This is a genomic window from Salinicola lusitanus, from assembly GCF_003206045.1.
Lineage (GTDB): Bacteria > Pseudomonadota > Gammaproteobacteria > Pseudomonadales > Halomonadaceae > Salinicola > Salinicola lusitanus.
This window is the reverse complement of sequence record NZ_PZJM01000017.1, coordinates 1-25,403: the sequence shown is the minus strand read 5'-3', so window position 1 is coordinate 25,403 and position 25,403 is coordinate 1. Positions and strand designations below refer to the sequence as shown.

Genomic DNA, 25,403 nt, shown 5'->3' with positions numbered 1-25,403 from the left:
TTACCAGCTGGACTTCTTCAGTCCAGGGACATCGCCACGCATGGCAGCTTCGCGCAGCTTGTTACGGGCCAGTCCGAACTTGTTGTAGTAACCGTGCGGACGGCCGGTAACGCGGCAGCGGTTGCGCTGACGGACCTGACTGGAGTCCCGCGGCAACTGTTGCAGCTTCAGCTGAGCGTCGAAGCGCTCTTCGTCAGAAGCGTTGACGTCATAGATGACGGTCTTGAGCGCGGCACGCTTGGCGGCGTATTTGTCGACCAGCTTTGCGCGCTTGAGCTCACGCTCAATCATGCTTTTCTTTGCCATGAATCCACCCTTATTGCTTGAACGGGAAGTTCAGCGCGCTGAGCAGCGCACGACCTTCTTCGTCGGTGATGGCGCTGGTCGTGATGGTGACATCCAGACCACGAATCCGATCGATCTTATCATATTCGATCTCCGGAAAGATGATCTGCTCCCGTACGCCCATGGAGTAGTTGCCGCGCCCGTCGAAGGATTTCGGGTTCAGGCCGCGGAAGTCACGTACGCGAGGGATCGCGATGTTGACCAGCCGGTCCAGAAAGTCCCACATCCGTTCGCGGCGCAGCGTCACCTTGACGCCGATCGGCCAGCCTTCGCGGACTTTGAAGCCAGCGATGGACTTGCGCGCCTTGGTCACTACCGGCTTCTGACCGGAGAGCTTCTCCAGGTCGCCGACAGCATTGTCGATCAGCTTCTTGTCGCTGGTCGCTTCGCCGATGCCCATGTTCAGGGTCACTTTGGTGATCCGGGGCACCTGCATAACGTTGGCATAGCTGAACTGCTCTTTGAGCTGAGCCATGACCTCGTTCTGATAACGTTCTTTCAAGTTCGCCATTTTGCTACCCGACTCGCGTTAGGCGTCGATCTGCTTTTGCGTCGACTTGTAGATACGTACCTTGGTACCGTCTTCCTGCAGCTGGAAGCCGACGCGATCCGCCTTGCCGGTCTCCGCATTGAAGATGGCCACGTTGGACGCATGGATCGGAGCCTCACGCTCGACGATACCCCCCGGGTTGCCAACCATAGGATTGGGCTTGGTGTGGCGCTTGATCATGTTGACGCCCGAAACGACGTAACGGTCGTTTTCGAGGACGCGCTTGATCGTGCCACGCTTGCCCTTGTCCTTGCCGGCGATGACGATGACTTCGTCGTCACGTTTGATCTTGTGCATATCCGCCTCGCTCCTTACAGCACTTCGGGCGCCAAGGAAATGATCTTCATGAACTTCTCGTTACGAAGTTCACGAGTTACCGGTCCGAAGATACGGGTGCCGATCGGCTGTTCGTTGGTGTTATTCAACAGAACCGCCGCATTTCCGTCGAAGCGGATCAGCGAACCGTCGTTACGACGGACACCGCTGCGCGTACGCACGACCACCGCCTTGAGGACCTGGCCTTTCTTGACCTTGCCCCGCGGGATGGCTTCCTTGACCGTCACTTTGATGATGTCGCCAACGCGGGCGTAACGACGGTGTGAACCGCCCAGCACCTTGATGCACTGCACCCGGCGCGCGCCGCTGTTGTCGGCGACATCCAGCATTGTCTGCGTCTGAATCATTGGTTTTCTCCAAACCTAATCTGACTGCACTGGTTCAGAAGGCGCCTGTCGGGCTCAGCCCTTGGCCTGCTCGACCACCTCGACCAACGTCCAGGCCTTCTTCTTGGACAGCGGACGGCATTCCTGAATGGAAACCGTATCGCCGAACTTGGCCTGGTTCGTCTCGTCGTGGGCGTGCAGCTTGGTGGAGCGCTTCATGTACTTGCCGTAGATCGGATGACGCTCGCGGCGCTCGATCAATACGACAATCGACTTTTCCATCTTGTCGCTCACGACCTTGCCGGTGAGCGTCCGAGCTTTGCTTGCTTCAGCCATTATTGGTCACCTGCCTTCTGGTTGAGCACAGTCTTGACGCGAGCGATGTCGCGACGAACCTGCTTGAGCAGGTGCGTCTGGCTCAGCTGGCCGGTGGCCTTCTGCATGCGCAGGTTGAACTGCTCGCGGAGCAGTTCGAACAGCTGCTCCTGCAGCGCATCGACTGACTTTTCACGCATTTCGTTGGCTTTCATCACATCACCGTCCGTTTCACAAAGGTGGTGGAGATGGGCATCTTCTGGGCCGCCAGAGAGAAGGCTTCACGCGCCAGCTCTTCGGAAACACCCTCGATTTCGTAGAGCACCTTGCCCGGCTGAATCTGGGCTACCCAGTACTCGACGGAACCCTTACCTTTACCCATACGAACCTCGAGAGGCTTGTTGGTAATCGGCTTGTCCGGGAATACGCGGATCCAGATCTTGCCACCACGCTTGACGTGACGGGTGATTGCACGACGACCCGCTTCGATCTGACGTGCGGTGATACGACCGCGATCGGTGGCCTTGAGACCGAAGTCCCCGAAGCTCACCTTGCTGCCGCGATGTGCCAGGCCGCGGTTACGACCTTTCTGCACCTTGCGGAACTTTGTACGCTTGGGTTGCAACATCGATCAGTCTCCCCTTACCTGGAACCTTTCTTCTTCGATGCGGGCGCCTGAGCTTGCTGCTTCTGCTTGGCACGCACCTCTTCGATGCCCCCGAGGATTTCGCCCTTGAAGACCCAGACCTTGACGCCGATGACGCCGTAGGTGGTGTGGGCTTCATAGGTGGCGTAATCGATATCGGCACGCAGTGTATGAAGCGGCACGCGGCCTTCGCGATACCACTCGGTACGTGCGATTTCGGCACCACCGAGACGACCGGAGAGCTGCACCTTGATGCCGCCGGCACCCAGACGCATCGCGTTCTGGACGGAGCGCTTCATGGCGCGGCGGAACATCACGCGACGCTCGAGCTGACCGGCGATGTTCTGCGCGACCAGGGCGGCATCCAGTTCCGGCTTGCGGACTTCTTCGATGTTGACGTGCACAGGCACACCCATCATGCGGGTGACATCCTGGCGCAGACGATCGACGTCCTCACCCTTCTTGCCAATCACGATACCCGGACGGGCAGTGTGAATGGTGATCCGGGCGTTGTTGGCCGGACGCTCGATGGTAATGCGGCTGACGGAAGCGTTCTTGAGACGCTCCTCGAGATAGCGACGCACTTCCAGATCGTTGTTCAGCTTGTCGGCATAGGCACCGCGCTCGGCATACCAGACCGAGGTGTGATCCTTGACGATGCCCAGTCGGATACCGACTGGATTGACTTTCTGACCCATCTGGTCGACTCCTACTTCTCGGCTACCTTGACGGTGATGTGGCAGGTGCGCTTCAGAATGCGATCCGCACGGCCTTTGGCGCGCGGTTGAATGCGCTTGAGCGTCATGCCCTCATCGACACAGATGGTCGAGACACGCAGCTCGTCGATGTCCATGCCGTTGTTTTCTTCCGCATTGGCAATCGCGGACTGCAGCACCTTCTTGACCAACTTCGCGGCCTTCTTCGGCGAGAAGGTCAGCACGTCGAGCGCTTCGGCGACCGGCTTACCGCGCACCTGGTCAGCCACCAAACGGGCCTTCTGGGCGGATAAGCTCGCGCCACGCAACTTAGCAGCGACTTCCATCTCTTAATCCTCTTGGCTTACCGTTTGGCTTTCTTGTCCGCTGCATGACCGCGATAAGTGCGGGTAGCGGCGAACTCGCCCAACTTGTGGCCGACCATCTCCTCGGAAACATGCACCGGGACATGCTGGCGACCGTTATGTACCGCAATGGTGAGCCCGACCATGTTGGGCAGGATCATCGAACGACGCGACCAGGTCTTGATCGGTTTGCGATCGTTCTTTTCCGTTGCGACGTCGACCTTCTTCAACAGATGAAGGTCGATAAAAGGACCTTTCTTCAGTGAACGTGGCACAGCCGTTACCTCTTAATGTCTGTTACTTGGACTTGCGGCGACGAACGATGAGCTTGTCGGTACGCTTGTTCTTGCGGGTCTTGTGGCCCTTGGTGGGAATCCCCCACGGGCTGACCGGATGACGACCGCCACTGGTGCGGCCTTCACCGCCACCGTGCGGATGGTCCACCGGGTTCATTGCGACACCGCGAACAGTCGGGCGCACCCCTCTCCAACGTTTCGCACCGGCCTTGCCCAATTGACGCAGGCTGTGCTCTGAGTTACCGACTTCACCCAAGGTAGCGCGGCACTCGGACAGCACGCGACGCATCTCGCCGGAGCGCAGACGCAAGGTTGCGTAGTTGCCTTCACGAGCCACCAGCTGAGCGCTGGCACCGGCACTACGCGCGATCTGCGCACCCTTGCCCGGCTTCAGTTCGATGCAGTGCACCGTGGAGCCGACCGGGATGTTGCGCAGCGGCAGCGCGTTGCCGCGCTTGATGGCGGCGTTGACACCGGACTCCACCACGTCGCCGGCCTTGAGGGCCTTGGGCGCGATGATGTAGCGGCGCTCGCCATCCATGTACTTCAGCAGCGCGATGTTGGCGCTACGGTTCGGATCGTATTCGATACGCTCGACGGCGGCCTTGATGCCATCCTTCGTGCGCTTGAAATCGATCAAACGATAGTGCTGACGATGACCGCCGCCCACGTGACGCGTGGTGATGCGGCCATTGTTGTTACGACCACCCGACTTCGACTGCTTCTCGACAAGCGCACCGTAGGCGCGACCCTTGTAGAGCTCGTCGTTGACGACCTTGACGACGTGACGACGACCGGCGGAAGTGGGTTTTGTCTTGACTACTGCCATGATCCGTACTCCTGCCTTACTCGGCGCCAGAGAAGTCTTCGAGCGTCTCGCCCGCAGCCAGGGTCACGTACGCCTTGCGGTAACCCTTGCGCAGACCAGTGCCGAAGCGAGTGCGTTTGGTCTTGCCCTTGACGTTGAGCACGGAAACACCGGCGACTTTCTTGCCGAACAGCGCTTCGACGGCTTTCTTGATCTCGGGCTTGGTCGCGTCCTGGGCCACCTTGAACACGTACTGATTGTTCTCGGCGGCGAGCGCGGCCTTCTCGGTCATGTGAGGTCCGAGCAGAACCTTGTATACGCGTTCCTGGTTCATCCCAGCTTCTCCTCGAATTTACGCAGAGCGGAGACGGTCATCAGCACCTTGTCGAAGGCGATCAGGCTGACCGGATCGGCTGCCGCAGCATCGACCACATCGACGTTGGGGATGTTGCGCGCGGCCAGATAGAGCTTCTCGTCGATCTCTTCGGTGACGATCAGCACTTTCTCGAGCTTCAGCTCGTTGAGCTTGCCGACCAATTCCTTGGTACGGGGCGCTTCAACGGCGAACTCTTCGACCAGCATCAGACGCTCCTGGCGAACCAGCTCGGACAGGATCGAACGCATCGCCGCACGGTACATCTTGCGGTTGACCTTCTGCGTGTAATCCTGCGGACGAGCGGCGAAGGTGACACCACCACTGCGCCACAGCGGCGAGCGGATGGTGCCGGCGCGCGCGCGGCCGGTGCCTTTCTGACGCCACGGCTTCTTGCCGCCGCCACGAACGTCGGAACGGTTTTTCTGAGCACGGGTACCCTGGCGGCCTGCCGCCAGATAGGCGGTAACGACCTGGTGCACCAACGCTTCGTTGAAGTCTTTGCCAAAGGTCTCTTCGGACACTTCGACGGTGCCTGCGGCACCTACGAGATTCAGATTCATCGGTCTCAGTCCCCTCAGCGAGCTTTCACGGCACTGCGCACGACGACATCGCTGCCGGGTGCACCGGGCACGGCGCCCTTGATCAACAGAAGATTACGCTCGGCATCGATACGTACCACTTCCAGGGTCTGGACGGTGACGCGCTCGTTGCCCAGCTGACCAGCCATCTTCTTGCCTTTGAAAACACGGCCTGGGGTCTGGCACTGACCGATGGAGCCCGGCGCACGATGGGACAGCGAGTTACCGTGGGTGTTGTCCTGGGTACGGAAGTTCCAGCGCTTGACAGCGCCCTGGAAGCCCTTTCCCTTGGACGTACCGGTCACATCGACCTTCTGACCAGCTTCAAAGAGGGATACGGTGAAGGAACCGCCCAGCTCGGGAGTCTCATCGTCTTCGGAGAGACGGAACTCCATCAGGGAACGGCCTGCCTCGACACCCGCCTTGGCGTATTGACCAGCAATCGCCTTGGAGAGGTGCTTGGCTTTGCGGGAGCCAGTTGTAACCTGCACCGCACGGTAGCCGTCAGACTCAACGGTCTTGACGCTAGTGATGCGGTTGGGCTCAACCTCGATAACGGTTACGGGCACGGATGCGCCATCTTCGGTGAAGACACGGGTCATGCCCGCCTTCTTACCGACCAAACCGATAGTCATGTTCAGTCTCCTTTAGTGTACGGGGCTATCACCCGCTATGGCTGCCCTTTCCAGAGCATTCCACTAGCACATTGTGTGGCGTCTCACGACGCGGCGGATGCTGTCGAACTCAGCGTCCGCTAGTGTCTAGTGTTGGTTTCAGTCGAGTTTAATCTGCACGTCAACGCCGGCGGCGAGATCGAGCTTCATCAGCGCGTCGACGGTCTTCTCCGTCGGCTCGACGATATCGAGAACGCGCTTGTGCGTGCGAATCTCATACTGATCACGCGCATCCTTGTTGACGTGCGGAGAGATCAGGATGGTGTAACGCTCGCGATTCGTCGGCAGCGGAATCGGACCACGTACCTGGGCGCCAGTGCGCTTGGCCGTATCCACGATCTCCTGAGCCGACTGATCGATCAGCCGATGGTCAAACGCTTTCAGCCGAATGCGAATCTTCTGGTTCTGCATTTACCTTATGCTCCACTGGATGCTGACGGCGCGAGCCGTCGACCCACGCGTTCAAAGGACGCGCATTATAGGAGAGCCCCGATCGAGAGTCAAACACCCTCTCCACCCAAGACTACCGAATCCACATAGAAAAAGGGGCGCGTCAGCGCCCCTTCCTTGGCAATCACCGAAAGTGTTACTCGATGATCTTGGCGACCACGCCGGCGCCGACGGTACGACCGCCTTCGCGAATAGCGAAGCGCAGGCCGTCTTCCATGGCGATCGGTGCGATCAGCGTCACGACCATCTGGACGTTGTCGCCCGGCATGACCATCTCGACGCCTTCCGGCAGTTCACAAGTACCGGTCACGTCAGTGGTCCGGAAGTAGAACTGCGGACGATAGCCCTTGAAGAACGGGGTGTGACGACCACCTTCTTCCTTGGACAGGACGTAGACTTCGGCTTCGAACTTGGTGTGCGGCGTGATGGTGCCCGGCTTGGCCAGGACCTGACCACGCTCGACGTCGTCACGCTTGGTACCACGCAGCAGCGCACCGACGTTCTCGCCAGCACGACCTTCGTCGAGCAGCTTGCGGAACATCTCGACACCGGTAACGGTGGTCTTGGTGGTGTCGTGGATACCGACGATCTCGACTTCGTCGCCAGTCTTGACGATACCGCGCTCGACACGACCGGTAACGACCGTACCGCGACCGGAGATGGAGAACACGTCTTCGATCGGCATCAGGAACGGCTGATCGATGGCACGCTCCGGCTCCGGAATGTACTCGTCCAGCGACTTGATCAGGTTGGCAACGGCGGTGGTGCCCATGCCGTTGTCATCCTTGCCTTCCAGCGCCATCAGCGCGGAGCCGATGATGATCGGGGTGTCGTCGCCCGGGAAGTCGTACTCGTTCAGGAGTTCGCGAACTTCCATCTCGACCAGCTCGAGCAGCTCTTCGTCATCGACCATGTCGGCCTTGTTCAGGAACACGACGATGTACGGAACGCCAACCTGGCGAGACAGCAGGATGTGCTCGCGAGTCTGCGGCATCGGGCCGTCGGCTGCGGAGCAGACCAGGATGGCGCCGTCCATCTGCGCAGCACCGGTGATCATGTTCTTGACGTAGTCGGCGTGCCCCGGGCAGTCGACGTGCGCGTAGTGGCGAACTTCGGACTGATACTCGACGTGAGCGGTCGCGATGGTGATACCGCGCTCGCGCTCTTCCGGAGCGTTGTCGATGGAGTCGAACTGACGCCATTCGCCACCGAAGACTTCGGCGGAGACACGGGTCAGAGCTGCCGTCAGAGTCGTTTTACCGTGGTCGACGTGACCGATGGTGCCGACGTTGACGTGCGGTTTGGAGCGTTCAAATTTTGCCTTAGCCACTGCTATAACCTCTTTACGTTAGCTAACGGTTAACCGTTCTGATTGATGACGGCATCAACGACGCTGGAGGGCGCCTCTTCGTAATTCGCAAACTCCATGGTGTAGCTTGCGCGTCCCTGGGTCTGAGAACGGAGATCGGTTGCATAACCGAACATCTCAGCCAACGGAACCGTGGCGCGAATGACCTTGCCAGAAGAGGAGTCATCCATGCCCTGCACAAGGCCACGTCGGCGGTTGAGGTCGCCCATGACATCACCCATGAAATCCTCGGGAGTCACGACTTCGACCTTCATTACCGGCTCGAGCAACACGGCCTTAGCCTTACGAGCACCTTCCTTGATCGCCATGGACGAGGCGACCTTGAACGCAGTCTCGTTGGAGTCCACGTCATGGTAGGAGCCGTCGAACAGCGTCACCTTGACGTCGATCATCGGGTAACCCGCGATAACGCCGTTCTTGAGCTGTTCGTAAGCCCCTTTCTCGACGGCCGGCACGTACTCTTTGGGTACGACACCGCCGACGATCTCGGACGCGAACTTGAAGGACATCTCCTCGTCCTCGCCCTTGTCTTCGGCCGTCAGCGGCTCGATGCGCAACCAGACGTGACCGTACTGGCCGCGACCGCCCGACTGACGAACGAACTTGCCTTCCTGCTCCACCGACTGGCGGATGGTTTCACGGTAGGCAACCTGCGGCTTGCCGATGTTGGCCTCGACCTTGAACTCGCGACGCATGCGGTCGACGATGATGTCGAGGTGCAACTCGCCCATGCCCGAGATGATGGTCTGTCCCGTTTCCTCGTCGGTCTGAACGCGGAAGGAGGGATCCTCCTGCGCCAGCTTGCCGAGGGCGACGCCCATCTTCTCCTGGTCGGGCTTGGACTTCGGCTCGACGGCGACCGAGATGACCGGCTCCGGGAACTCCATCCGCTCGAGAACGATCTTGTCGTTCAGGTCGCACAGGGTGTCGCCGGTCGTGACGTCCTTGAGACCGATACAGGCAGCGATGTCGCCGGCATAGACCTCTTTGATCTCTTCGCGCGAGTTGGCGTGCATCTGGACGATACGGCCGACACGCTCTTTCTTCGACTTCACGGAGTTGAAGATGCTGTCGCCGGACTTCAGCACACCGGAATAGACGCGCATGAAGGTCAGCGTCCCGACGAACGGGTCGGTGGCGATCTTGAATGCCAGCGCCGCGAAAGGCGCGCTGTCATCCGCTTCACGCGTGGCGATGGTGCCATCCTTGTCATCGAGCTCGCCCTCGATCGCCTTGACTTCGGTCGGCGACGGCAGGTATTCGATGACGCAGTCCAGAACGGCCTGAACGCCCTTGTTCTTGAACGCGGAACCGCAAGTCACGAGAACGATCTCGTTGGCCAGGGTACGCGCGCGCAGACCGGCCTTGATATCCGCGATGGACAGGTCGCCCTCTTCGAGGTACTTGTCCATCAGCTCTTCGTTGGCTTCGGCAGCAGCCTCGACCATCTGCTCGCGGTACTTCTCGGCAGTCTCCTGCAGGTCGGCCGGAATATCGACCAACTCGTAGTTCATGCCGAAGTTTTCCTCGTCCCAGAGAATCGCTTTCATCTGGATGAGGTCGACCACGCCCTTGAACTCGTCTTCCGCGCCCCAGTTGATCTGGATCGGAACGACGTTGGCGCCCAGGCGATCCTTCAGCTGGTCCAGCACCATGTAGTAGTCGGCGCCGGCACGGTCCATCTTGTTGACGAACACCATGCGTGGCACTTCGTACTTGTTGGCCTGGCGCCAGACAGTCTCGGTCTGCGGCTGCACGCCGGAAGAGCCGCACAGCACGACGACCGCGCCATCCAGAACGCGAAGCGAACGCTCGACTTCAATCGTGAAGTCGACGTGCCCCGGCGTATCGATGATGTTGATGCGGTGCTCGTCGAACTGCTTGCTCATGCCCTGCCAGAAGCAGGTGGTCGCCGCGGAGGTGATCGTGATGCCACGCTCCTGCTCCTGCTCCATCCAGTCCATGACGGCAGCGCCTTCATGGACCTCGCCCACCTTGTGGGACAGGCCGGTATAGAACAGGACACGCTCGGTAGTCGTCGTCTTGCCAGCGTCGACGTGGGCAACGATACCGATGTTGCGATAACGCTTGAGTGGTGTCTTGCGTGCCACGATGGAAGTCCCCGTTGATTAGAAGCGGTAGTGAGAGAAGGCCTTGTTGGCATCTGCCATGCGGTGCACGTCTTCACGCTTCTTCACAGCAGCGCCTTTACCTTCGGCGGCGTCCAGCATTTCGCCAGCAAGACGTTGCACCATGGTCTTTTCACCACGGCTGCGGGCGGCATCGACCAACCAGCGCATGGCCAGCGCCTGGCGACGTGACGGACGAACCTCGACCGGCACCTGGTAAGTCGCACCACCGACGCGGCGAGACTTGACCTCGACCATCGGCTGAATGGCCTCCAGCGACTTGTCGAAGATGTCCAGCGGCGCTTCGTTACTGCGCTCGGCAACCCGGTCCAACGCGCCGTAAACGATACGTTCAGCCACGGACTTCTTGCCGCTGATCATCAGGTGGTTCATGAACTTGGCCAGGCGCTCACTTCCGAACTTGGGATCGGGAAGGATCTCGCGCTTAGCGGCAACTCTTCTTCTTGGCATGATAAGCCCTCTAGTTAAGGGTCGTTCAGGTAAACCCGACACGGCTCATCGCGGGTGGGCGATAGCGGCCGACCTTACTCTTATCTGACCGATAATGAATGGTGACGGCGTCCGGATCAGGACTTGGGACGCTTGGTGCCGTACTTGGAACGGCCCTGCTTACGGTTCTGGACACCGGAGGTGTCGAGCGCACCGCGCACAGTGTGATAACGCACACCCGGCAAATCCTTGACGCGACCGCCACGGATCAGGACCACGGAGTGCTCCTGCAGGTTGTGGCCTTCACCGCCGATGTAAGAGCTGACTTCGTAGCCGTTGGTCAGACGCACGCGGCACACCTTACGCAGCGCCGAGTTCGGCTTCTTGGGCGTGGTGGTGTAGACGCGGGTGCAGACCCCACGACGTTGCGGGCAAGCCTGCAGCGCCGGCACGTCGCTTGTCTCGACGGGGCGCTTGCGCGGCTTGCGCACGAGCTGGTTAATCGTTGCCATAATGTTTAGCTGACTCCAATGGGTTGCCTTGCCTCATGCCGGGGTGTTCGTGCATGAATCGCTTGCACTACCCCTACATAAAGGCTGCGCATTCTAATCAGTTGTCATGAGACCCGTCAAGGCCACCCACCCGAAGGTGGGCGGCCCGGGATCACGACCTATAGATCGTCGTCATCGGCATCGAGCGCGGTGAGCTGGGCACCCAGCTCCTGCTCGACATCGAACGCCGACGGCTGCAGCGTGCGCTCGGACTCCTCGCGCTTGCGACGCCGCTCGTCGTGGTGGGCGAGCCCGGTACCTGCCGGAATCAGGCGTCCCACCACCACGTTTTCCTTCAGGCCGCGCAGGTAGTCGCGCTTGCCCGTCACCGCGGCTTCGGTCAGCACGCGAGTCGTCTCCTGGAACGAGGCCGCGGAGATGAACGACTCGGTGGCCAGCGAGGCCTTGGTGATACCCAGCAGCAGCCGCTCGTACTTGGCCGGGAACTTCTCTTCCTGCTCGAGACGAGCGTTCTCTTCCAGCACCCGCACCAGCTCGACCTGGTCGCCCGGAATGAAGGTCGAATCGCCAGCGTCGGTGATCTCGACCTTGCGCAGCATCTGACGCACGATGACTTCGATGTGCTTGTCGTTGATGCTCACGCCCTGCAGGCGATAGACGTCCTGGATCTCGACGGTGATGTACTTGGCCAGCTCCGCCACGCCCAGCAGCCGCAGAATGTCGTGCGGGTTGCTCGGCCCATCGGAGATGACTTCGCCCTTCTCGACCGTCTCGCCCTCGAACACCCCGATCTGACGCCATTTCGGGATCAGCATCTCCAACGGATCGCCCTCTTCCGGCGTGATCGTCAGACGACGCTTGCCCTTGGTCTCCTTGCCGAAGCTGATCGTACCGCTGATCTCGGCGAGGATGGAGGGCTCCTTCGGCTTGCGCGCCTCGAACAGGTCGGCGACGCGCGGCAGACCACCGGTGATGTCCTTGTTGCCGGACGCTTCCAGCGGGATACGCGCGATCACTTCACCCACGCCGATCTCGGTGCCGTTCTCCACCGCAACGATGGCACGGCCAGGCATCAGGTACTGCACCGGCGTGTTGGAGCCCGGCAGCGTGACGTGCTGACCGTCCTCGCCCACCAGCATGATCATCGGGCGCTTGTCGCGGCCGGAGGCCGGACGTGCTGCCGACTCGATCACCTCGATGTTGGACAGGCCGGTCATTTCGTCGACCGTGCGGGTCATGGTCAGACCTTCGGTCATGTCCGTGAACTGCGCCTTGCCCTGCACCTCGGCGACGACCGGGTGGGTGTGCGGATCCCACTTGGCGACGATCTGGCCGCCTTCGACGTGATCGCCGTCCTTGACCGACAGCTCGGCGCCGTAGGGCAGCTTGTAGTACTCGCGCTCACGGCCGTGGTCGTCGGCGACGGCCAGGGCACTGGAGCGGGAAACCACGATCAGCTTGCCATCGGCGCGCTCGACCGACTTGATGTTGTGCAGGCGTACGCTGCCGCCGTGCTTGACCTGCACGCTGTCCACCGCCGAGGCCCGCGATGCCGCACCACCGATGTGGAACGTACGCATGGTCAGCTGGGTACCCGGCTCACCGATCGACTGGGCAGCGATGACACCCACCGCCTCGCCGATGTTGGCCTGATGGCCACGGGCCAGATCACGACCGTAACAGGCCGAACAGACGCCATGAGACGTCTCGCAGCTGATCGGGCTGCGCACGATGATCTCGTCGACACCCATGGTGTCGAGACGCTCGCACCAGGCTTCGTCGAGCAGGGTGCCACGCGGGATCAGCACGTCGTCGGTCTGCGGATCGATGACGTCCTGCGCCACGACTCGGCCGAGCACTCGCTGGGCCAGCGAGACGATGACGTCGCCGCCCTCGATCACCGGGTGCAGGGTGAGGCCCTCTTCGGTGCCGCAATCCTCTTCGGTAATGACCAGGTCCTGGGCCACGTCGACCAGACGCCGGGTCAGGTACCCGGAGTTGGCGGTCTTGAGGGCCGTATCCGCCAGCCCCTTACGCGCGCCGTGGGTCGAGATGAAGTACTGGAGTACGTTCAGACCTTCACGGAAGTTGGCGGTGATCGGCGTTTCGATGATCGAGCCGTCCGGCTTGGCCATCAGGCCACGCATGCCGGCGAGCTGACGGATCTGGGCCGCGCTACCACGGGCACCGGAGTCAGCCATGATGAACACGCTGTTGAACGAGTCCTGCTCGACCTGGTTGCCGTCGCGATCGGTCACGGTCTCTTTCGAGATACCGGCCATCATCGCCTTGGCCACCTTGTCGTTGGCCTTGGACCAGATATCGATGACCTTGTTGTACTTCTCGCCCGCAGTCACCAGACCGGAGGAGAACTGGTCCTCGATCTCCTTGACCTCGTCCTCGGCCGCGTCGACGATCTCGGCCTTGGCATCCGGGATGACGAAGTCGTTGACGCCGATGGAGGCGCCGGACCAGGTCGCCAGACGGAAGCCGGTGTACATCAGCTGGTCGGCGAAGATGACCGCGTCCTTGAGGCCGGTGCGGCGGTAGACTTCGTTGATCAGACCGGAGATCGCCTTCTTCTTCATCGGGCGGTCGACCAGCTCGAACGGCATCCCCTTCGGCAGGATGCGGAACAGCAGCGCCCGGCCGACGGTGGTGTCCTTGATCGAGACGGTCTCGGTCAGTTCGGTGATCTCGCCATCCTTCTCGTCGGACAGCCACTCGGTCAGGCGTACCTTGACCCGGGCGTGCAGCGACACGTTCTGGGTCGCGAAGGCGCGATCCAGCTCGTTGAGGTTGGCGAACGCCTTGCCTTCACCCTTGGCACCGATCCGCTCGCGGGTCATGTAGTAGAGACCGAGCACGACGTCCTGGGACGGCACGATGATCGGCTCGCCGTTGGCCGGCGACAGCACGTTGTTGGTCGACATCATCAGCGCACGCGCCTCGAGCTGGGACTCCAGCGTCAGCGGTACGTGAACGGCCATCTGGTCACCGTCGAAGTCGGCGTTGTAGGCGGCACAGACCAGCGGATGCAGCTGGATCGCCTTGCCTTCGATCAGCAGCGGCTCGAACGCCTGGATACCCAGACGGTGCAGGGTCGGCGCACGGTTGAGCAGCACCGGATGCTCGCGGATGACGTCGGCGAGGATGTCCCACACTTCCGGCAGCTCGCGCTCGACCATCTTCTTGGCGGCCTTGATCGTGGACGCCTGCCCGCTGCCCTGCAGCTTGGAATAGATGAACGGCTTGAACAGCTCCAGCGCCATCTTCTTGGGCAGACCGCACTGATGCAGGCGCAGGGTCGGACCCACGGTGATGACCGAACGACCGGAGTAGTCGACGCGCTTGCCCAGCAGGTTCTGACGGAAACGCCCCTGCTTGCCCTTGATCATGTCGGCGAGCGACTTCAGCGGGCGCTTGTTGGAACCGGTGATGGCACGACCGCGGCGACCGTTGTCGAGCAGCGCATCCACCGACTCCTGCAGCATGCGCTTCTCGTTGCGCACGATGATGTCGGGCGCATTGAGGTCGAGCAGCCGCTTGAGGCGGTTGTTACGGTTGATCACACGACGATAGAGGTCGTTGAGATCGGAGGTCGCGAAGCGGCCACCGTCCAGCGGCACCAGCGGACGCAGGTCCGGCGGCAGCACCGGCAGCACTTCCATGACCATCCACGCCGGCGCATTGCCGGACTTGTAGAAGGCTTCCAGCAGCTTGAGGCGCTTGGAGAGCTTCTTGATCTTGGTCTCGGAGTTGGTCTGCGGAATCTCCTCGCGCAGCCGCTCGATCTCTTCTTCCAGATCGATATCCTTGAGCAGGGCCTGCACGGCTTCGGCGCCCATGCGCGCGTCGAAGTCGTCGCCGAACTCTTCCAGCGCTTCGAAGTACTGCTCGTCATTGAGCAGCTGGCCGCGCTCGAGGGTGGTCATGCCCGGATCGATCACGACGAACGACTCGAAATAGAGCACGCGCTCGATATCGCGCAGGGTCATGTCGAGGAACATGCCGATGCGCGACGGCAGCGACTTCAGAAACCAGATGTGGGCGACCGGCGAGGCCAGCTCGATGTGCCCCATGCGCTCGCGGCGTACCGCGGCCTTGGTCACCTCGACCCCACACTTCTCGCAGATGATGCCGCGATGCTTCATGCGCTTGTACTTGCCGCACAGGCACTCGTAATCCTTGACCGGCCCGAAGATCTTGGCGCAGAACAGCCCGTCACGTTCCGGTTTGAACGTACGGTAGTTGATGGTCTCCGGCTTCTTGACTTCGCCGTATGACCAGGAGCGAATCATCTCCGGCGACGCGAGCGTGATCTTGATCGCGTCGAACTCGTCAGATTGCGCCTGTGACTTGAGGACTTTCACCAAATCTTTCATGGGATCGCTCCGTTGCGGAGTTGTCATGAGCGGGGCCGCGAATCACTCGCTCGCCCCGCAAACCGTCGCTATCGATCGACTGTGCCGGTCTTAGCTTTCCAATTCGATGTCGATACCCAACGAGCGGATTTCCTTCACCAGCACATTGAAGGATTCCGGCATACCGGCCTGCATGGTGTGGTCGCCATCCACGATGCTCTTGTACATCTTGGTACGACCCTCGACGTCATCCGACTTGACGGTGAGCATCTCCTGCAGGGTGTAGGCGGCGCCATAGGCCTCGAGCGCCCACACTTCCATCTCCCCGAAGCGCTGTCCGCCGAACTGCGCCTTGCCGCCCAGCGGCTGCTGGGTGACCAGCGAGTAGGAGCCGGTGGAACGCGCGTGCATCTTGTCGTCGACCAGGTGGTTGAGCTTGAGCATGTACATGTAGCCCACGGTCACCGGACGATCGAAGGACTCGCCGGTACGGCCGTCGTAGAGCGTCATCTGGCCGGAGTCCGGCAGATCGGCGAGCTTCAGCAAGTGCTTGATCTCGTGCTCCTTGGCGCCGTCGAACACCGGCGTCGCGATCGGCACGCCACCGCGCAGGTTCTTGGCCAGGGTGATGATCTCGTCATCGGTCAGGGAGTCGATGTCTTCCTGACGCGTTTCCTGGGTGTTGTAGACCTGCTTGAGGAAGCCGCGAATCTCGCTGACCTGCTGTTCACGGGCGTCGCGCAGCATCCGGTCGATCTTGACCCCGAGGCCGTGAGCCGCCATGCCCAGGTGGGTCTCGAGGATCTGACCGACGTTCATGCGTGACGGTACACCCAGCGGGTTGAGCACGACGTCGACCGGCTGGCCGTTGTCGTCGAACGGCATGTCCTCGATCGGCATGATCGCGGAGATGACACCCTTGTTACCGTGGCGCCCGGCCATCTTGTCGCCCGGCTGGATGCGACGCTTCACCGCCAGATAGACCTTGACGATCTTGAGCACGCCCGGCGCGAGGTCGTCGCCCTGGGTGAGCTTGCGCTTCTTGTCCTCGAAACGCTCGTCCATCTCCTTGCGGCGATTTTCCAGCTGTTCGTCGGCCTGGGCGAGGAGCTCGTTGAGCGTCTCGTCCTGCATCCGCAGCTTGAACCACTGCTGACGCGGCAGTTCGTCGAGGTAGTCCTCGCTCAGGACATCGCCCTTCTTGAGCTTGGGCCCGCCATTGACCGGCTGGCCGTCCAGCGTGCGCTGGAGACGCTCGAAAGTCGCTTCCTCGGCGATGCGATAGGTCTCCTGCAAGTCACGCCGCACCTCGTCGAGCTGCTGCTGCTCGATGGAGAGCGCGCGGGAGTCCTTCTCGACGCCATCGCGGGTGAACACCTGAACGTCGATGACGGTACCGCGCATGCCGGTCGGCGCGCGCAGCGAGGTGTCCTTCACGTCGGACGCCTTCTCGCCGAAGATCGCCCGCAGCAGCTTCTCTTCCGGCGTCAGCTGGGTCTCGCCCTTGGGCGTTACCTTGCCGACCAGGATGTCGCCGGCACCGACCTCGGCGCCGATATAGACCACGCCGGCCTCGTCCAGCTTGCCCAGCGCCGACTCGCCCACGTTAGGGATATCGGACGTGATCTCTTCCGCACCCAGCTTGGTGTCGCGAGAGACACAGGTCAGTTCCTGGATATGGATCGTGGTGAAACGATCGTCCTCGACCACCCGCTCGGAGACGAGGATGGAGTCCTCGAAGTTGTAGCCGTTCCACGGCATGAACGCGAGACGCATGTTCTGGCCCAGGGCCAGGTCACCCATGTCGACGGACGGGCCATCGGCGAGGATATCGCCTCGTGCCACCTGGTCGCCCGGGCGCACGATCGGGCGCTGGTTCTGGCAGGTGTTCTGGTTGGAACGCACGTACTTGGTCAGGTTGTAGATGTCGACACCGGCTTCGCCACCGATGATCTCGTCTTCGTTGACCCGGACCACGACGCGCTTGGCGTCGACGGAATCGATCACGCCGCCACGACGGGCCACGGCGCAGACGCCGGAGTCACGCGCCACGAAGCGCTCCATCCCGGTGCCGACGAGCGGCTTGTCGGCACGCAGGGTCGGTACCGCCTGGCGCTGCATGTTCGAGCCCATCAACGCGCGGTTGGCGTCGTCGTGCTCGAGGAACGGGATCAGCGCGGCCGCGACCGACACCACCTGGCGCGGCGACACGTCCATCAGGGTCACCTTGTCCGGCGCCATGAAGGTGGTCTCGCCCTTGTGCCGGACCTGGACCAGATCGTCGATCAACTTGTTGCTCTCGTCGACCGTCGCCGAAGCCTGGGCGATGATGAAGTCGCCCTCTTCGATCGCCGACAGATGGACGATCTCGTCGGTCAGCTGACGATCCACGACCTTGCGATACGGCGTCTCGAGGAAACCGTAGCTGTTGGTCTTGGAGTAGGTCGCCAGCGAGTTGATCAGACCGATGTTCGGACCTTCCGGCGTCTCGATCGGGCACAGCCGGCCATAGTGCGTGGCGTGAACGTCGCGCACTTCGAAACCGGCCCGCTCGCGGGTCAGGCCGCCCGGCCCAAGCGCGGAGACACGACGCTTGTGGGTGACCTCGGAGAGCGGGTTGTTCTGATCCATGAACTGGGACAGCTGCGAGGAGCCGAAGAACTCCTTCACTGCCGCCGCCACCGGCTTGGCGTTGATCAGGTCCTGCGGCATCAGGCCTTCGCTCTCCGCCATGGAGAGACGCTCCTTGACCGCACGCTCGACACGCACCAGACCGACACGGAACTGGTTTTCCGCCATCTCGCCGACACAGCGGATACGACGGTTGCCCAGGTGATCGATGTCGTCGACTTCGCCGAAGCCGTTACGAATGTTGATCAGCTCTTTGAGGACATCGAGGATGTCCTGGTTGTCGAGCACGCCGGAGCCGGTGTCGGCCTCGCGACGCAGACGACGGTTGAACTTCATCCGGCCGACGCCCGACAGGTCGTAGCGGTCTTCGGTGAAGAACAGGTTGTGGAACAGCGTCTCGGCCGCTTCCTTGGTCGGCGGCTCACCCGGGCGCATCATGCGGTAGATCTCGACCAGCGCTTCCAGCGCGGAGCGAGTGGTGTCCACCTTCAGCGTATCGGAGATGAACGAGCCCGCGTCGAGATCGTTGGTGTAGAGCGTCTCCAGCTTGGTGACACCGCCCTGGCCCAGCTTCTCGACCAGCTCCGGCGTCAGCTCGGTATTGCACTCGCAGATCAGTTCGCCGGTATTGGCATCGACCTGATCCTTGGCCAGCGTCTTGCCGAACAGATAGTCCATCGGCACCTGCAAGCGCTCGATTCCGGCGCTTTCCAGCTGACGGATGTGCTTCTGGGTGATGCGGCGACCTTCCTCGACGATGACGTTGCCGTCGGTACCCTTGATGTCGAAGGTCGCGGTTTCACCACGCAACCGTGACGGCACCAGCTCGACGAAAATGCCGTCGCTTTCGATATGGAAAGTGCTGGTGTCGAAGAAGGTATCGAGGATCTCCTCGGCGCTCATGCCGAGCGCGCGCATCAGCACGGTCGCCGGCAGCTTGCGGCGACGGTCGATACGCACGAAGACGTTGTCCTTCGGATCGAACTCGAAATCCAGCCAGGAGCCGCGGTAAGGAATGATCCGCGCGGAATAAAGCAGCTTCCCGGAGGAGTGGCTCTTGCCCTTGTCGTGATCGAAGAACACGCCCGGCGAACGGTGGAGCTGGGAGACGATGACACGCTCGGTACCGTTGACGACGAAGGTCCCGTTCTCGGTCATCAGGGGGATCTCCCCCATATAGACTTCCTGCTCCTTGATGTCCTTGATGGCCTTGTTCGAAGACTCTTTGTCGTAGATGATCAGGCGAACCTTGACCCGCAGCGGTGCCGAATAGGTCACGCCGCGCAGCTGGCACTCCTTGACGTCGAAAGCCGGGGTGCCGAAGCGATAACTGACATACTCGAGCGCCGCATTCCCTGAAAAGCTCTCGATCGGAAATACGGACTTGAAAGCCGCATGGAGACCGGTCTCGAGACGCTCTTCCGGCGCCCGGTCCTGCTGGAGAAAGTCGTAATAGGAATCAAGCTGGATGGCCAGCAGGTAGGGCACATCCATTACTTGAGGCAGTTTGCCGAAATCCTTGCGGATGCGTTTTTTCTCAGTGTATGAGTAAGCCATCTGTATTCCCCAGCTTGTTCACCATGGGTGACCGGTGCGTGGTCGGCGCTCCCTAACGCGGGCTACCCCCGTTAGGCGCTGACGGCAAGCCTCCCAACACAGGGAGCTCGCCGTCGGAATTCGTCTAGTGGCTACAATCCTGAACCGGGAGGTCGACCCCGGATCAGGCGTACTAACGCCAGGCTAGCAAAAACAGAAAAAGGCCGGCAGCGGGTAGGCCCGCCACCAGCCGTGGCGCTTACACAGCGCGTGAAGCCGTGAGCACAGAGTTACTTGAGCTCCACAGAAGCGCCAGCTTCTTCCAGCTTCTTCTTGGCTTCTTCAGCGTCGTCCTTGGACAGACCTTCTTTCAACGTCGCCGGAGCGCCGTCGACAGCGCCCTTGGCTTCTTTCAGGCCAAGACCGGTGATTTCGCGAACGACCTTGATGACGTTGACTTTCTTGTCACCGGCAGCGGTCAGAACGACAGAGAACTCGGTCTGCTCTTCGGCCGCAGCTTCACCGCCGCCACCAGGACCGGCGACGACAGCAGCAGCTGCAGAAACGCCGAACTTCTCTTCCATTGCAGAAACCAGTTCCGCAACTTCCATCACGGACATTTCGGCAACGGCGTTGATGATGTCTTCTTGAGAAAGTGCCATTTTCAGATTCCTAAACTTTGCGGAGCCCCAGCCGGTATCGGCCAAGCGCTCATTGATTCAACAGTCGATCCAGTCCGCGCGAGCAGGCTGCCAATCAGGCAGCTTCTTCCTGCTTCTGGTCGCGAAGTGCTGCGAGGGTACGAACCAGCTTGCCGGCAGAAGCTTCCTTCATGACGGACATCAGCTTGGCGATCGCTTCGTCGTAAGTCGGCAGCGTTGCCAGACGGTCGATGTCAGCAGCCGGGATCATCTCCCCTTCGTAAGCCAGCGCCTTGACTTCGAACTCCTTCTGCGTCTTGCCGAACTCCTTGAACAACCGCGCGGCAGCGCCGGGGTGCTCGTAGGAGAAGGCCAACAGCGTCGGGCCTGCGAAAGTCTCGTTCAGGCACTCCCATGAAGTCCCTGACAGCGCGCGGCGCGCCAGCGTGTTGCGGACAACACGAATCTGGACGCCATTCTCGCGAGCCTGTTTGCGCAGATCGGTCATTGCGCCAACGGTGACACCGCGAGAATCGGCAACTACGACGGAAAGAGCGTCCTTAGCGGCTTCACTGACCTCGGCAACAATCGCTTTTTTGCCTTCGAGTGCTAGTGGCACAGTGGTTACTCCTTCGTGCCGGGGCGACGGCGTCGCGACCCGGTGGTTACCATCTCTTTCATCTGACAGCGATGAAAGTCTTGGATGATGGCTGCACACCTGACTCGGCGAGCAACACCATCTGCGCAGGCCCCCATTCGGGACATTAAGTCAGCGGCTAGCGCTGTCACCTGCGGTCTTTGACGGTGCCCCGCCCCACTCTGCCAGGACGACGCAAGTCGTCGAAACAGCGCACGGGGACCGCAAAGTTATTGCCTGGTTGTCGTCGGTCACGCGTAAGCGCTGTGATCGACGGTCAGACCCGGGCCCATGGTGCTGGACAGGGTCAGTTTCTTGAGATAGATGCCCTTGGACGTGCTCGGCTTGAGACGCTTGAGGTCGTTGACCAGCGCTTCGAGGTTGCCCTTGAGCGCGTCGGCGGGAAAGTCGACCTTACCGATGGAGGCATGGATGATGCCGTTCTTGTCGGTACGGAAACGGACCTGACCTGCCTTGGCATTCTTGACCGCGGTGGCGACGTCCGGCGTCACGGTGCCGACCTTCGGGTTCGGCATCAGGCCGCGCGGCCCCAGGATCTGGCCAAGCTGGCCGACCACACGCATGGCATCCGGTGCGGCGACGACGACGTCGAAGTTCATGTTGCCTTTCTTGACGTCTTCGGCCAGATCTTCCATGCCGACGATGTCGGCACCGGCTTCCTTGGCGGCGTCGGCGGCGGCGCCTTGCGCGAACACGGCGACGCGGACGTCACGACCGGTTCCGTTGGGCAGCACGGTGGCGCCACGAACGACCTGGTCGGATTTACGCGGATCGACACCCAAGTTGATGGAAACCTCGACGGCTTCCTTGAACTTGACCGTGGACACCTCGGAAAGCAGCGCGACGGCTTCTTCGAGGGTGTAGACCTTGCCCGGCTCGACCTTCTCGCGAATCATCTGAGCGCGTTTTGTCAGCTTTGCCATGATCAGAGGCCCTCCACGTTGAGGCCCATGCTGCGAGCACTGCCAGCGATGGTACGAACGGCGGCGTCAAGACTGGCAGCCGTCAGGTCCGGCTCCTTGGTCTTGGCGATTTCCTCGAGCTGCTCACGAGTCACGGTGCCGACCTTGGTCTTGTTCGGCACGCCGGAACCGGACTTGATACCCGCAGCTTTCTTCAGCAGCACGGCCGCCGGCGGCGTCTTGGTGACGAAGGTGAAGCTGCGGTCGGAATAGACCGTGATCACGACCGGCGTCGGCAGGCCCGGCTCAATTTCTTGAGTCGCGGCGTTGAACGCCTTACAGAATTCCATGATGTTGACGCCGTGCTGACCCAGCGCGGGACCCACGGGCGGACTCGGATTGGCCTTGCCAGCTGCAACCTGCAGCTTGATGTAGGCCTGGACTTTCTTAGCCATTTTGAACTCCAGTCGGGTACGGACGCCTTGCGGCTCCCCAATTCAGCCGACACGACGGCCGGCAACGATAACGCAGCACCGAATGGCGCCGCGATGAACTCAGTGCTACGCCGGTCAGTCCTTGACCACCTGGACGAATTCCAGCTCTACCGGCGTCGAACGCCCGAAGATCAGCACGCTGACCTGCAGGCGACTCTTTTCGTAGTTGACCTCTTCCACGACACCGTTGAAATCGGCGAAGGGGCCATCGACGACACGAACGGTCTCGCCTGGCTCGAAGAGTGTCTTGGGGCGTGGCTTGTCGGTACCATCCTGGACGCGGCGCAAGATCGCATCCGCTTCTTTCTGCGTGATGGCGGCGGGCTTCTCCGGCGTACCGCCGATGAATCCCATCACGCGCGGTGTCTCGTTGACCAAGTGCCAGGTCTGTTCGTTCATCTCCATCTCGACCAGCACGTAGCCGGGATAGAACTTGCGCTCGCTTTTGCGGCGCTTGCCGTCACGCATCTCGACGACTTCTTCGGTCGGCACCAGAATGTCACCGAACTGATCTTCGACCTCGTAGAGCTTTACCCGCTCGATCAGCGAGCGCATCACCTGCTTCTCGAAACCGGAATAGGCGTGAACGACGTACCAACGCTTGGACATGAAAACTCCTAGCCAATGATTCCGGACATCGCCCAACCCAGGACGGTATCGATAAGCCACAGCAGCAGCCCCACGACGAGAACGGCCGCCAGTACGATCAACGTCGTCTGGATGGTCTCCTGTCGGGTCGGCCAGACCACTCGCTGAATCTCACGCTTGGAACCCCGCGCCAGATCCATCAATGCCTGCCCCTTTGCCGTGGTCAAGGCGATCGCGGCGGCAATACCACAAATGACGACGACGCCCAGCACGCGGTACAGCAACGCCTGATCCGCAAACCACGCATTGCCGCCAACCGCGACTGCCAGCAGCAACACCACGACGATCCACTTGGGAGTGTCGAAGCGTGACTCCTGCACCTCGGCGTTGTGCTTCATGAAAACTCCTCAACTCAAGGCGCGATAACCGAACAAGACAAGATATCAAATACAAGCCAGCCTGGGGAAGACTGGCAGGCCAGGAGGGAATCGAACCCCCAACCTGCGGTTTTGGAGACCGCTGCTCTGCCAATTGAGCTACTGGCCTGCAACTACACTTCCGAGAAGCACCCGGAAATTAGGAGGGCGCTATGATAGCGAAGAGATGCCAGAAAAAGCAATCCCATCCGGCATTTTTCTTTTTCACCAAAAAAGCGAGCTCCTGGCTCGCCTTTCGCACATCCGCATCGATGATTGAAATGGAGCTCATGGACGGAATTGAACCGTCGACCTCACCCTTACCAAGGGTGTGCTCTACCCCTGAGCTACATGAGCCTAAATCACTTCAACATCAAATGGAGCGGGTAGTGGGAATCGAACCCACACCATCAGCTTGGAAGGCTGAGGTTCTACCATTGAACTATACCCGCCTACCCGCTCTGGTCCGGCTTGCCGAAACAGACCGGCAAAACTACTGCAATAAAACTGGTGGAGAGGGAAGGATTCGAACCTTCGAAGCTTTCGCGGCAGATTTACAGTCTGCTCCCTTTGGCCACTCGGGAACCTCTCCATGACGGCGACAGATTCTACACTGCCCCTCATTGATGTCAAGCGTCTGTTTTTATTGCGATAACAGGCTCGGATATCAATGGCCTTGCGCACAAAGCGGGGCGCATTGTGTCAAAGCAGGGCACCGAATGCAAGCGCGAATGCCATCTTTTCGACGCCTCCCCTGCCTGCCCATGCCATGTGGCGGCGATCCCCCACACGCCCGTCGCCGGTTGCTGATCGGATCACTCCGGCCGAATGCTTATCTCGCCCCCCGTGAGAGCCTGCTCCCCAGCTTCGGTCTTCACGATCAGATTGCCGCTAGGGTCCACCTCGACCGCTTCGGCGATATAGGAAGTAGAGCCCTGGTGAATACGAATGGATCGGCCCGCATAGGCATGCCGCCTGTTCCAGTCTGCTCGCCAAGCGCCGAAACCCTGGCGCTCGAATTCGGGCAACATCATCAGCAGCGACTCGATCAGCGCCGCCGCGACATGATTGCGTTTGGGCGCCTGCACCACGTCGGCGAGCGCGCCCACCGGCTGCCCCGCAGCTTCTCGGACGGCATCGCTTGCAGAGACGTTGAGACCGATGCCAATGACCACTTCGCAAGGCCCTTCCACGTCTCCAGTCACTTCGAGCAGGATCCCGGCAAGTTTCTGCCACTCGTCATCGACGGCAAGCAGGACGTCGTTGGGCCATTTCAGGGCAACATCGGCACCCAGGTCACCGACGACGTTGGCCAGAACCACCCCGACGGCGAGGCTCAGCCCTTCGAGCGCTGCCACGCCGGACTCGAACCGCCAACCCAGCGACAGGATCAGGCTCTCCCCCCAGCCGGTACTCCAAACCTTCCCTCGGCGGCCTCGCCCCGCAGTCTGGCTCTCCGCAAGGCACACCTCGCCGTGACCCGCGCCATGGCGGAAGCGATCCCGCAGAAACGTGTTGGTGGAGTCGAGAACATCCTCGACGAAAAGCCGTTTGAGATGATGTCGGGTTTCGGCCGACAACCGGGAAACGATACAGGCGCCGTCAAGCGAATCCAGCGGATTGACCAGTCGATAACCCCGCCCCTTGACCGCCTCCAGCGGCAGGTTCATCGCCTCCAGCTTCTTGAGCTGTTTCCAGACTGCAGTACGCGACACACCAAGACGCTCACCCAACTGCTGGCCGGAATGGTAGTTGCCGTCACTGAGCAAACGAATCAGGTCACCGATACTCATCAGGATACGCCTAGCGACAAAACCGACATTCTAGCGAAGTTCGCAGTTTATCGATAACGCCACCCGTCGCCCGTAGCTCGTAGCTCGTAGCTCGTAGCTCGTAGCTCGTAGCTCGTAGCTCGTAGCTCGTAGCTCGTAGCTCGTAGCTCGTAGCTCGTAG

The 25,403-nt window shown here is 60.9% G+C and carries 28 protein-coding genes and 4 tRNA genes; all 32 read right to left on the bottom strand.

Annotated features, from left to right (window positions below):
- Entirely contained in the window at positions 1-306 is a 306-nt protein-coding gene (gene rpsN, locus DOM45_RS19490) for a 30S ribosomal protein S14 (RefSeq protein WP_110603316.1), read from the bottom strand.
- Positions 307-316: 10 nt separating this feature from the next.
- On the bottom strand, positions 317-856 hold the full coding sequence (gene rplE / locus DOM45_RS19485) for a 50S ribosomal protein L5 (RefSeq protein WP_110603314.1): 540 nt from the start codon (positions 854-856) through the stop codon (positions 317-319).
- Positions 857-874: 18 nt separating this feature from the next.
- Positions 875-1,192 carry a 50S ribosomal protein L24 gene (gene rplX, locus DOM45_RS19480; RefSeq protein ID WP_075563676.1) on the bottom strand — a complete coding sequence of 106 codons (318 nt, stop codon included), beginning with the start codon at positions 1,190-1,192 and terminating at the stop codon, positions 875-877.
- A 14-nt stretch (positions 1,193-1,206) separates the two neighbouring features.
- Positions 1,207-1,578 carry a 50S ribosomal protein L14 gene (gene rplN, locus DOM45_RS19475; protein ID WP_075571386.1) on the bottom strand — a complete coding sequence of 124 codons (372 nt, stop codon included), beginning with the start codon at positions 1,576-1,578 and terminating at the stop codon, positions 1,207-1,209.
- A 54-nt stretch (positions 1,579-1,632) separates the two neighbouring features.
- The gene (rpsQ, locus tag DOM45_RS19470) at positions 1,633-1,893 is read right to left on the bottom strand and encodes a 30S ribosomal protein S17 (protein WP_110603312.1); all 261 of its coding nucleotides are present in this window, start codon (positions 1,891-1,893) and stop codon (positions 1,633-1,635) included.
- On the bottom strand, positions 1,893-2,087 hold the full coding sequence (rpmC, locus tag DOM45_RS19465; protein ID WP_071230713.1) for a 50S ribosomal protein L29: 195 nt from the start codon (positions 2,085-2,087) through the stop codon (positions 1,893-1,895). Before rpmC ends, rpsQ begins: the two co-directional genes overlap by 1 nt.
- On the bottom strand, positions 2,087-2,500 hold the full coding sequence (rplP, locus tag DOM45_RS19460) for a 50S ribosomal protein L16 (protein WP_035470382.1): 414 nt from the start codon (positions 2,498-2,500) through the stop codon (positions 2,087-2,089). The genes rpmC and rplP overlap by 1 nt, the downstream gene beginning before the upstream one ends.
- 14 nt (positions 2,501-2,514) lie before the next feature.
- Complete coding sequence (gene rpsC, locus DOM45_RS19455) at positions 2,515-3,216, bottom strand: 30S ribosomal protein S3 (protein ID WP_110603311.1); 702 nt, start codon at positions 3,214-3,216, stop codon at positions 2,515-2,517.
- An 11-nt stretch (positions 3,217-3,227) separates the two neighbouring features.
- A complete protein-coding gene (gene rplV, locus DOM45_RS19450; RefSeq protein WP_035470378.1) occupies positions 3,228-3,560 on the bottom strand; it encodes a 50S ribosomal protein L22 in 333 nt (110 codons plus the stop codon).
- A gap of 17 nt (positions 3,561-3,577) precedes the next feature.
- Positions 3,578-3,853 (bottom strand): 30S ribosomal protein S19, encoded by a 276-nt coding sequence (gene rpsS, locus DOM45_RS19445; protein ID WP_075563680.1) that lies wholly within the window; start codon positions 3,851-3,853, stop codon positions 3,578-3,580.
- Positions 3,854-3,875: 22 nt separating this feature from the next.
- Entirely contained in the window at positions 3,876-4,703 is an 828-nt protein-coding gene (gene rplB / locus DOM45_RS19440; RefSeq protein ID WP_110603309.1) for a 50S ribosomal protein L2, read from the bottom strand.
- Between the two features lie 16 nt (positions 4,704-4,719).
- Entirely contained in the window at positions 4,720-5,016 is a 297-nt protein-coding gene (rplW, locus tag DOM45_RS19435; protein WP_110603307.1) for a 50S ribosomal protein L23, read from the bottom strand.
- Positions 5,013-5,618, bottom strand: a complete 606-nt coding sequence (gene rplD, locus DOM45_RS19430; RefSeq protein ID WP_110603305.1) for a 50S ribosomal protein L4 — start codon at positions 5,616-5,618, stop codon at positions 5,013-5,015. Before rplD ends, rplW begins: the two co-directional genes overlap by 4 nt.
- 14 nt (positions 5,619-5,632) lie before the next feature.
- Positions 5,633-6,271 carry a 50S ribosomal protein L3 gene (gene rplC / locus DOM45_RS19425; protein WP_110603303.1) on the bottom strand — a complete coding sequence of 213 codons (639 nt, stop codon included), beginning with the start codon at positions 6,269-6,271 and terminating at the stop codon, positions 5,633-5,635.
- A gap of 138 nt (positions 6,272-6,409) precedes the next feature.
- Positions 6,410-6,721, bottom strand: coding sequence for a 30S ribosomal protein S10 (gene rpsJ, locus DOM45_RS19420; protein ID WP_035470365.1), 312 nt, complete (start codon positions 6,719-6,721; stop codon positions 6,410-6,412).
- A gap of 175 nt (positions 6,722-6,896) precedes the next feature.
- Positions 6,897-8,090, bottom strand: a complete 1,194-nt coding sequence (tuf, locus tag DOM45_RS19415) for an elongation factor Tu (RefSeq protein ID WP_110603301.1) — start codon at positions 8,088-8,090, stop codon at positions 6,897-6,899.
- Between the two features lie 29 nt (positions 8,091-8,119).
- Positions 8,120-10,240: an elongation factor G gene (gene fusA, locus DOM45_RS19410; protein ID WP_110603299.1), complete on the bottom strand. Its 2,121-nt coding sequence runs from the start codon at positions 10,238-10,240 to the stop codon at positions 8,120-8,122.
- An 18-nt stretch (positions 10,241-10,258) separates the two neighbouring features.
- The gene (rpsG, locus tag DOM45_RS19405) at positions 10,259-10,729 is read right to left on the bottom strand and encodes a 30S ribosomal protein S7 (protein ID WP_110603297.1); all 471 of its coding nucleotides are present in this window, start codon (positions 10,727-10,729) and stop codon (positions 10,259-10,261) included.
- 116 nt (positions 10,730-10,845) lie between these two features.
- A complete protein-coding gene (rpsL, locus tag DOM45_RS19400; protein WP_110603295.1) occupies positions 10,846-11,220 on the bottom strand; it encodes a 30S ribosomal protein S12 in 375 nt (124 codons plus the stop codon).
- A gap of 158 nt (positions 11,221-11,378) precedes the next feature.
- A complete protein-coding gene (gene rpoC / locus DOM45_RS19395; protein ID WP_110603293.1) occupies positions 11,379-15,605 on the bottom strand; it encodes a DNA-directed RNA polymerase subunit beta' in 4,227 nt (1,408 codons plus the stop codon).
- A gap of 90 nt (positions 15,606-15,695) precedes the next feature.
- Positions 15,696-19,772, bottom strand: coding sequence for a DNA-directed RNA polymerase subunit beta (gene rpoB / locus DOM45_RS19390; protein WP_110603292.1), 4,077 nt, complete (start codon positions 19,770-19,772; stop codon positions 15,696-15,698).
- A 269-nt stretch (positions 19,773-20,041) separates the two neighbouring features.
- A complete protein-coding gene (gene rplL / locus DOM45_RS19385) occupies positions 20,042-20,413 on the bottom strand; it encodes a 50S ribosomal protein L7/L12 (RefSeq protein WP_110603290.1) in 372 nt (123 codons plus the stop codon).
- 94 nt (positions 20,414-20,507) lie between these two features.
- Positions 20,508-21,011, bottom strand: a complete 504-nt coding sequence (rplJ, locus tag DOM45_RS19380) for a 50S ribosomal protein L10 (RefSeq protein ID WP_110603288.1) — start codon at positions 21,009-21,011, stop codon at positions 20,508-20,510.
- A gap of 269 nt (positions 21,012-21,280) precedes the next feature.
- A complete protein-coding gene (gene rplA, locus DOM45_RS19375) occupies positions 21,281-21,973 on the bottom strand; it encodes a 50S ribosomal protein L1 (protein WP_110603286.1) in 693 nt (230 codons plus the stop codon).
- Between the two features lie 2 nt (positions 21,974-21,975).
- The gene (gene rplK, locus DOM45_RS19370) at positions 21,976-22,407 is read right to left on the bottom strand and encodes a 50S ribosomal protein L11 (protein ID WP_110603284.1); all 432 of its coding nucleotides are present in this window, start codon (positions 22,405-22,407) and stop codon (positions 21,976-21,978) included.
- Between the two features lie 114 nt (positions 22,408-22,521).
- Positions 22,522-23,055 (bottom strand): transcription termination/antitermination protein NusG, encoded by a 534-nt coding sequence (gene nusG, locus DOM45_RS19365; RefSeq protein WP_110603282.1) that lies wholly within the window; start codon positions 23,053-23,055, stop codon positions 22,522-22,524.
- Between the two features lie 8 nt (positions 23,056-23,063).
- Entirely contained in the window at positions 23,064-23,432 is a 369-nt protein-coding gene (gene secE, locus DOM45_RS19360) for a preprotein translocase subunit SecE (RefSeq protein ID WP_110603280.1), read from the bottom strand.
- 72 nt (positions 23,433-23,504) lie between these two features.
- Positions 23,505-23,580: transfer RNA gene (locus DOM45_RS19355), tRNA-Trp, on the bottom strand.
- Positions 23,581-23,732: 152 nt separating this feature from the next.
- Positions 23,733-23,807 (bottom strand) — tRNA-Thr (locus DOM45_RS19350).
- A gap of 21 nt (positions 23,808-23,828) precedes the next feature.
- Positions 23,829-23,902 (bottom strand) — tRNA-Gly (locus DOM45_RS19345).
- A gap of 56 nt (positions 23,903-23,958) precedes the next feature.
- Positions 23,959-24,042 (bottom strand) — tRNA-Tyr (locus DOM45_RS19340).
- A 223-nt stretch (positions 24,043-24,265) separates the two neighbouring features.
- Entirely contained in the window at positions 24,266-25,243 is a 978-nt protein-coding gene (locus tag DOM45_RS19335; protein ID WP_110603278.1) for a biotin--[acetyl-CoA-carboxylase] ligase, read from the bottom strand.
- Positions 25,244-25,403 lie beyond the last annotated feature (160 nt).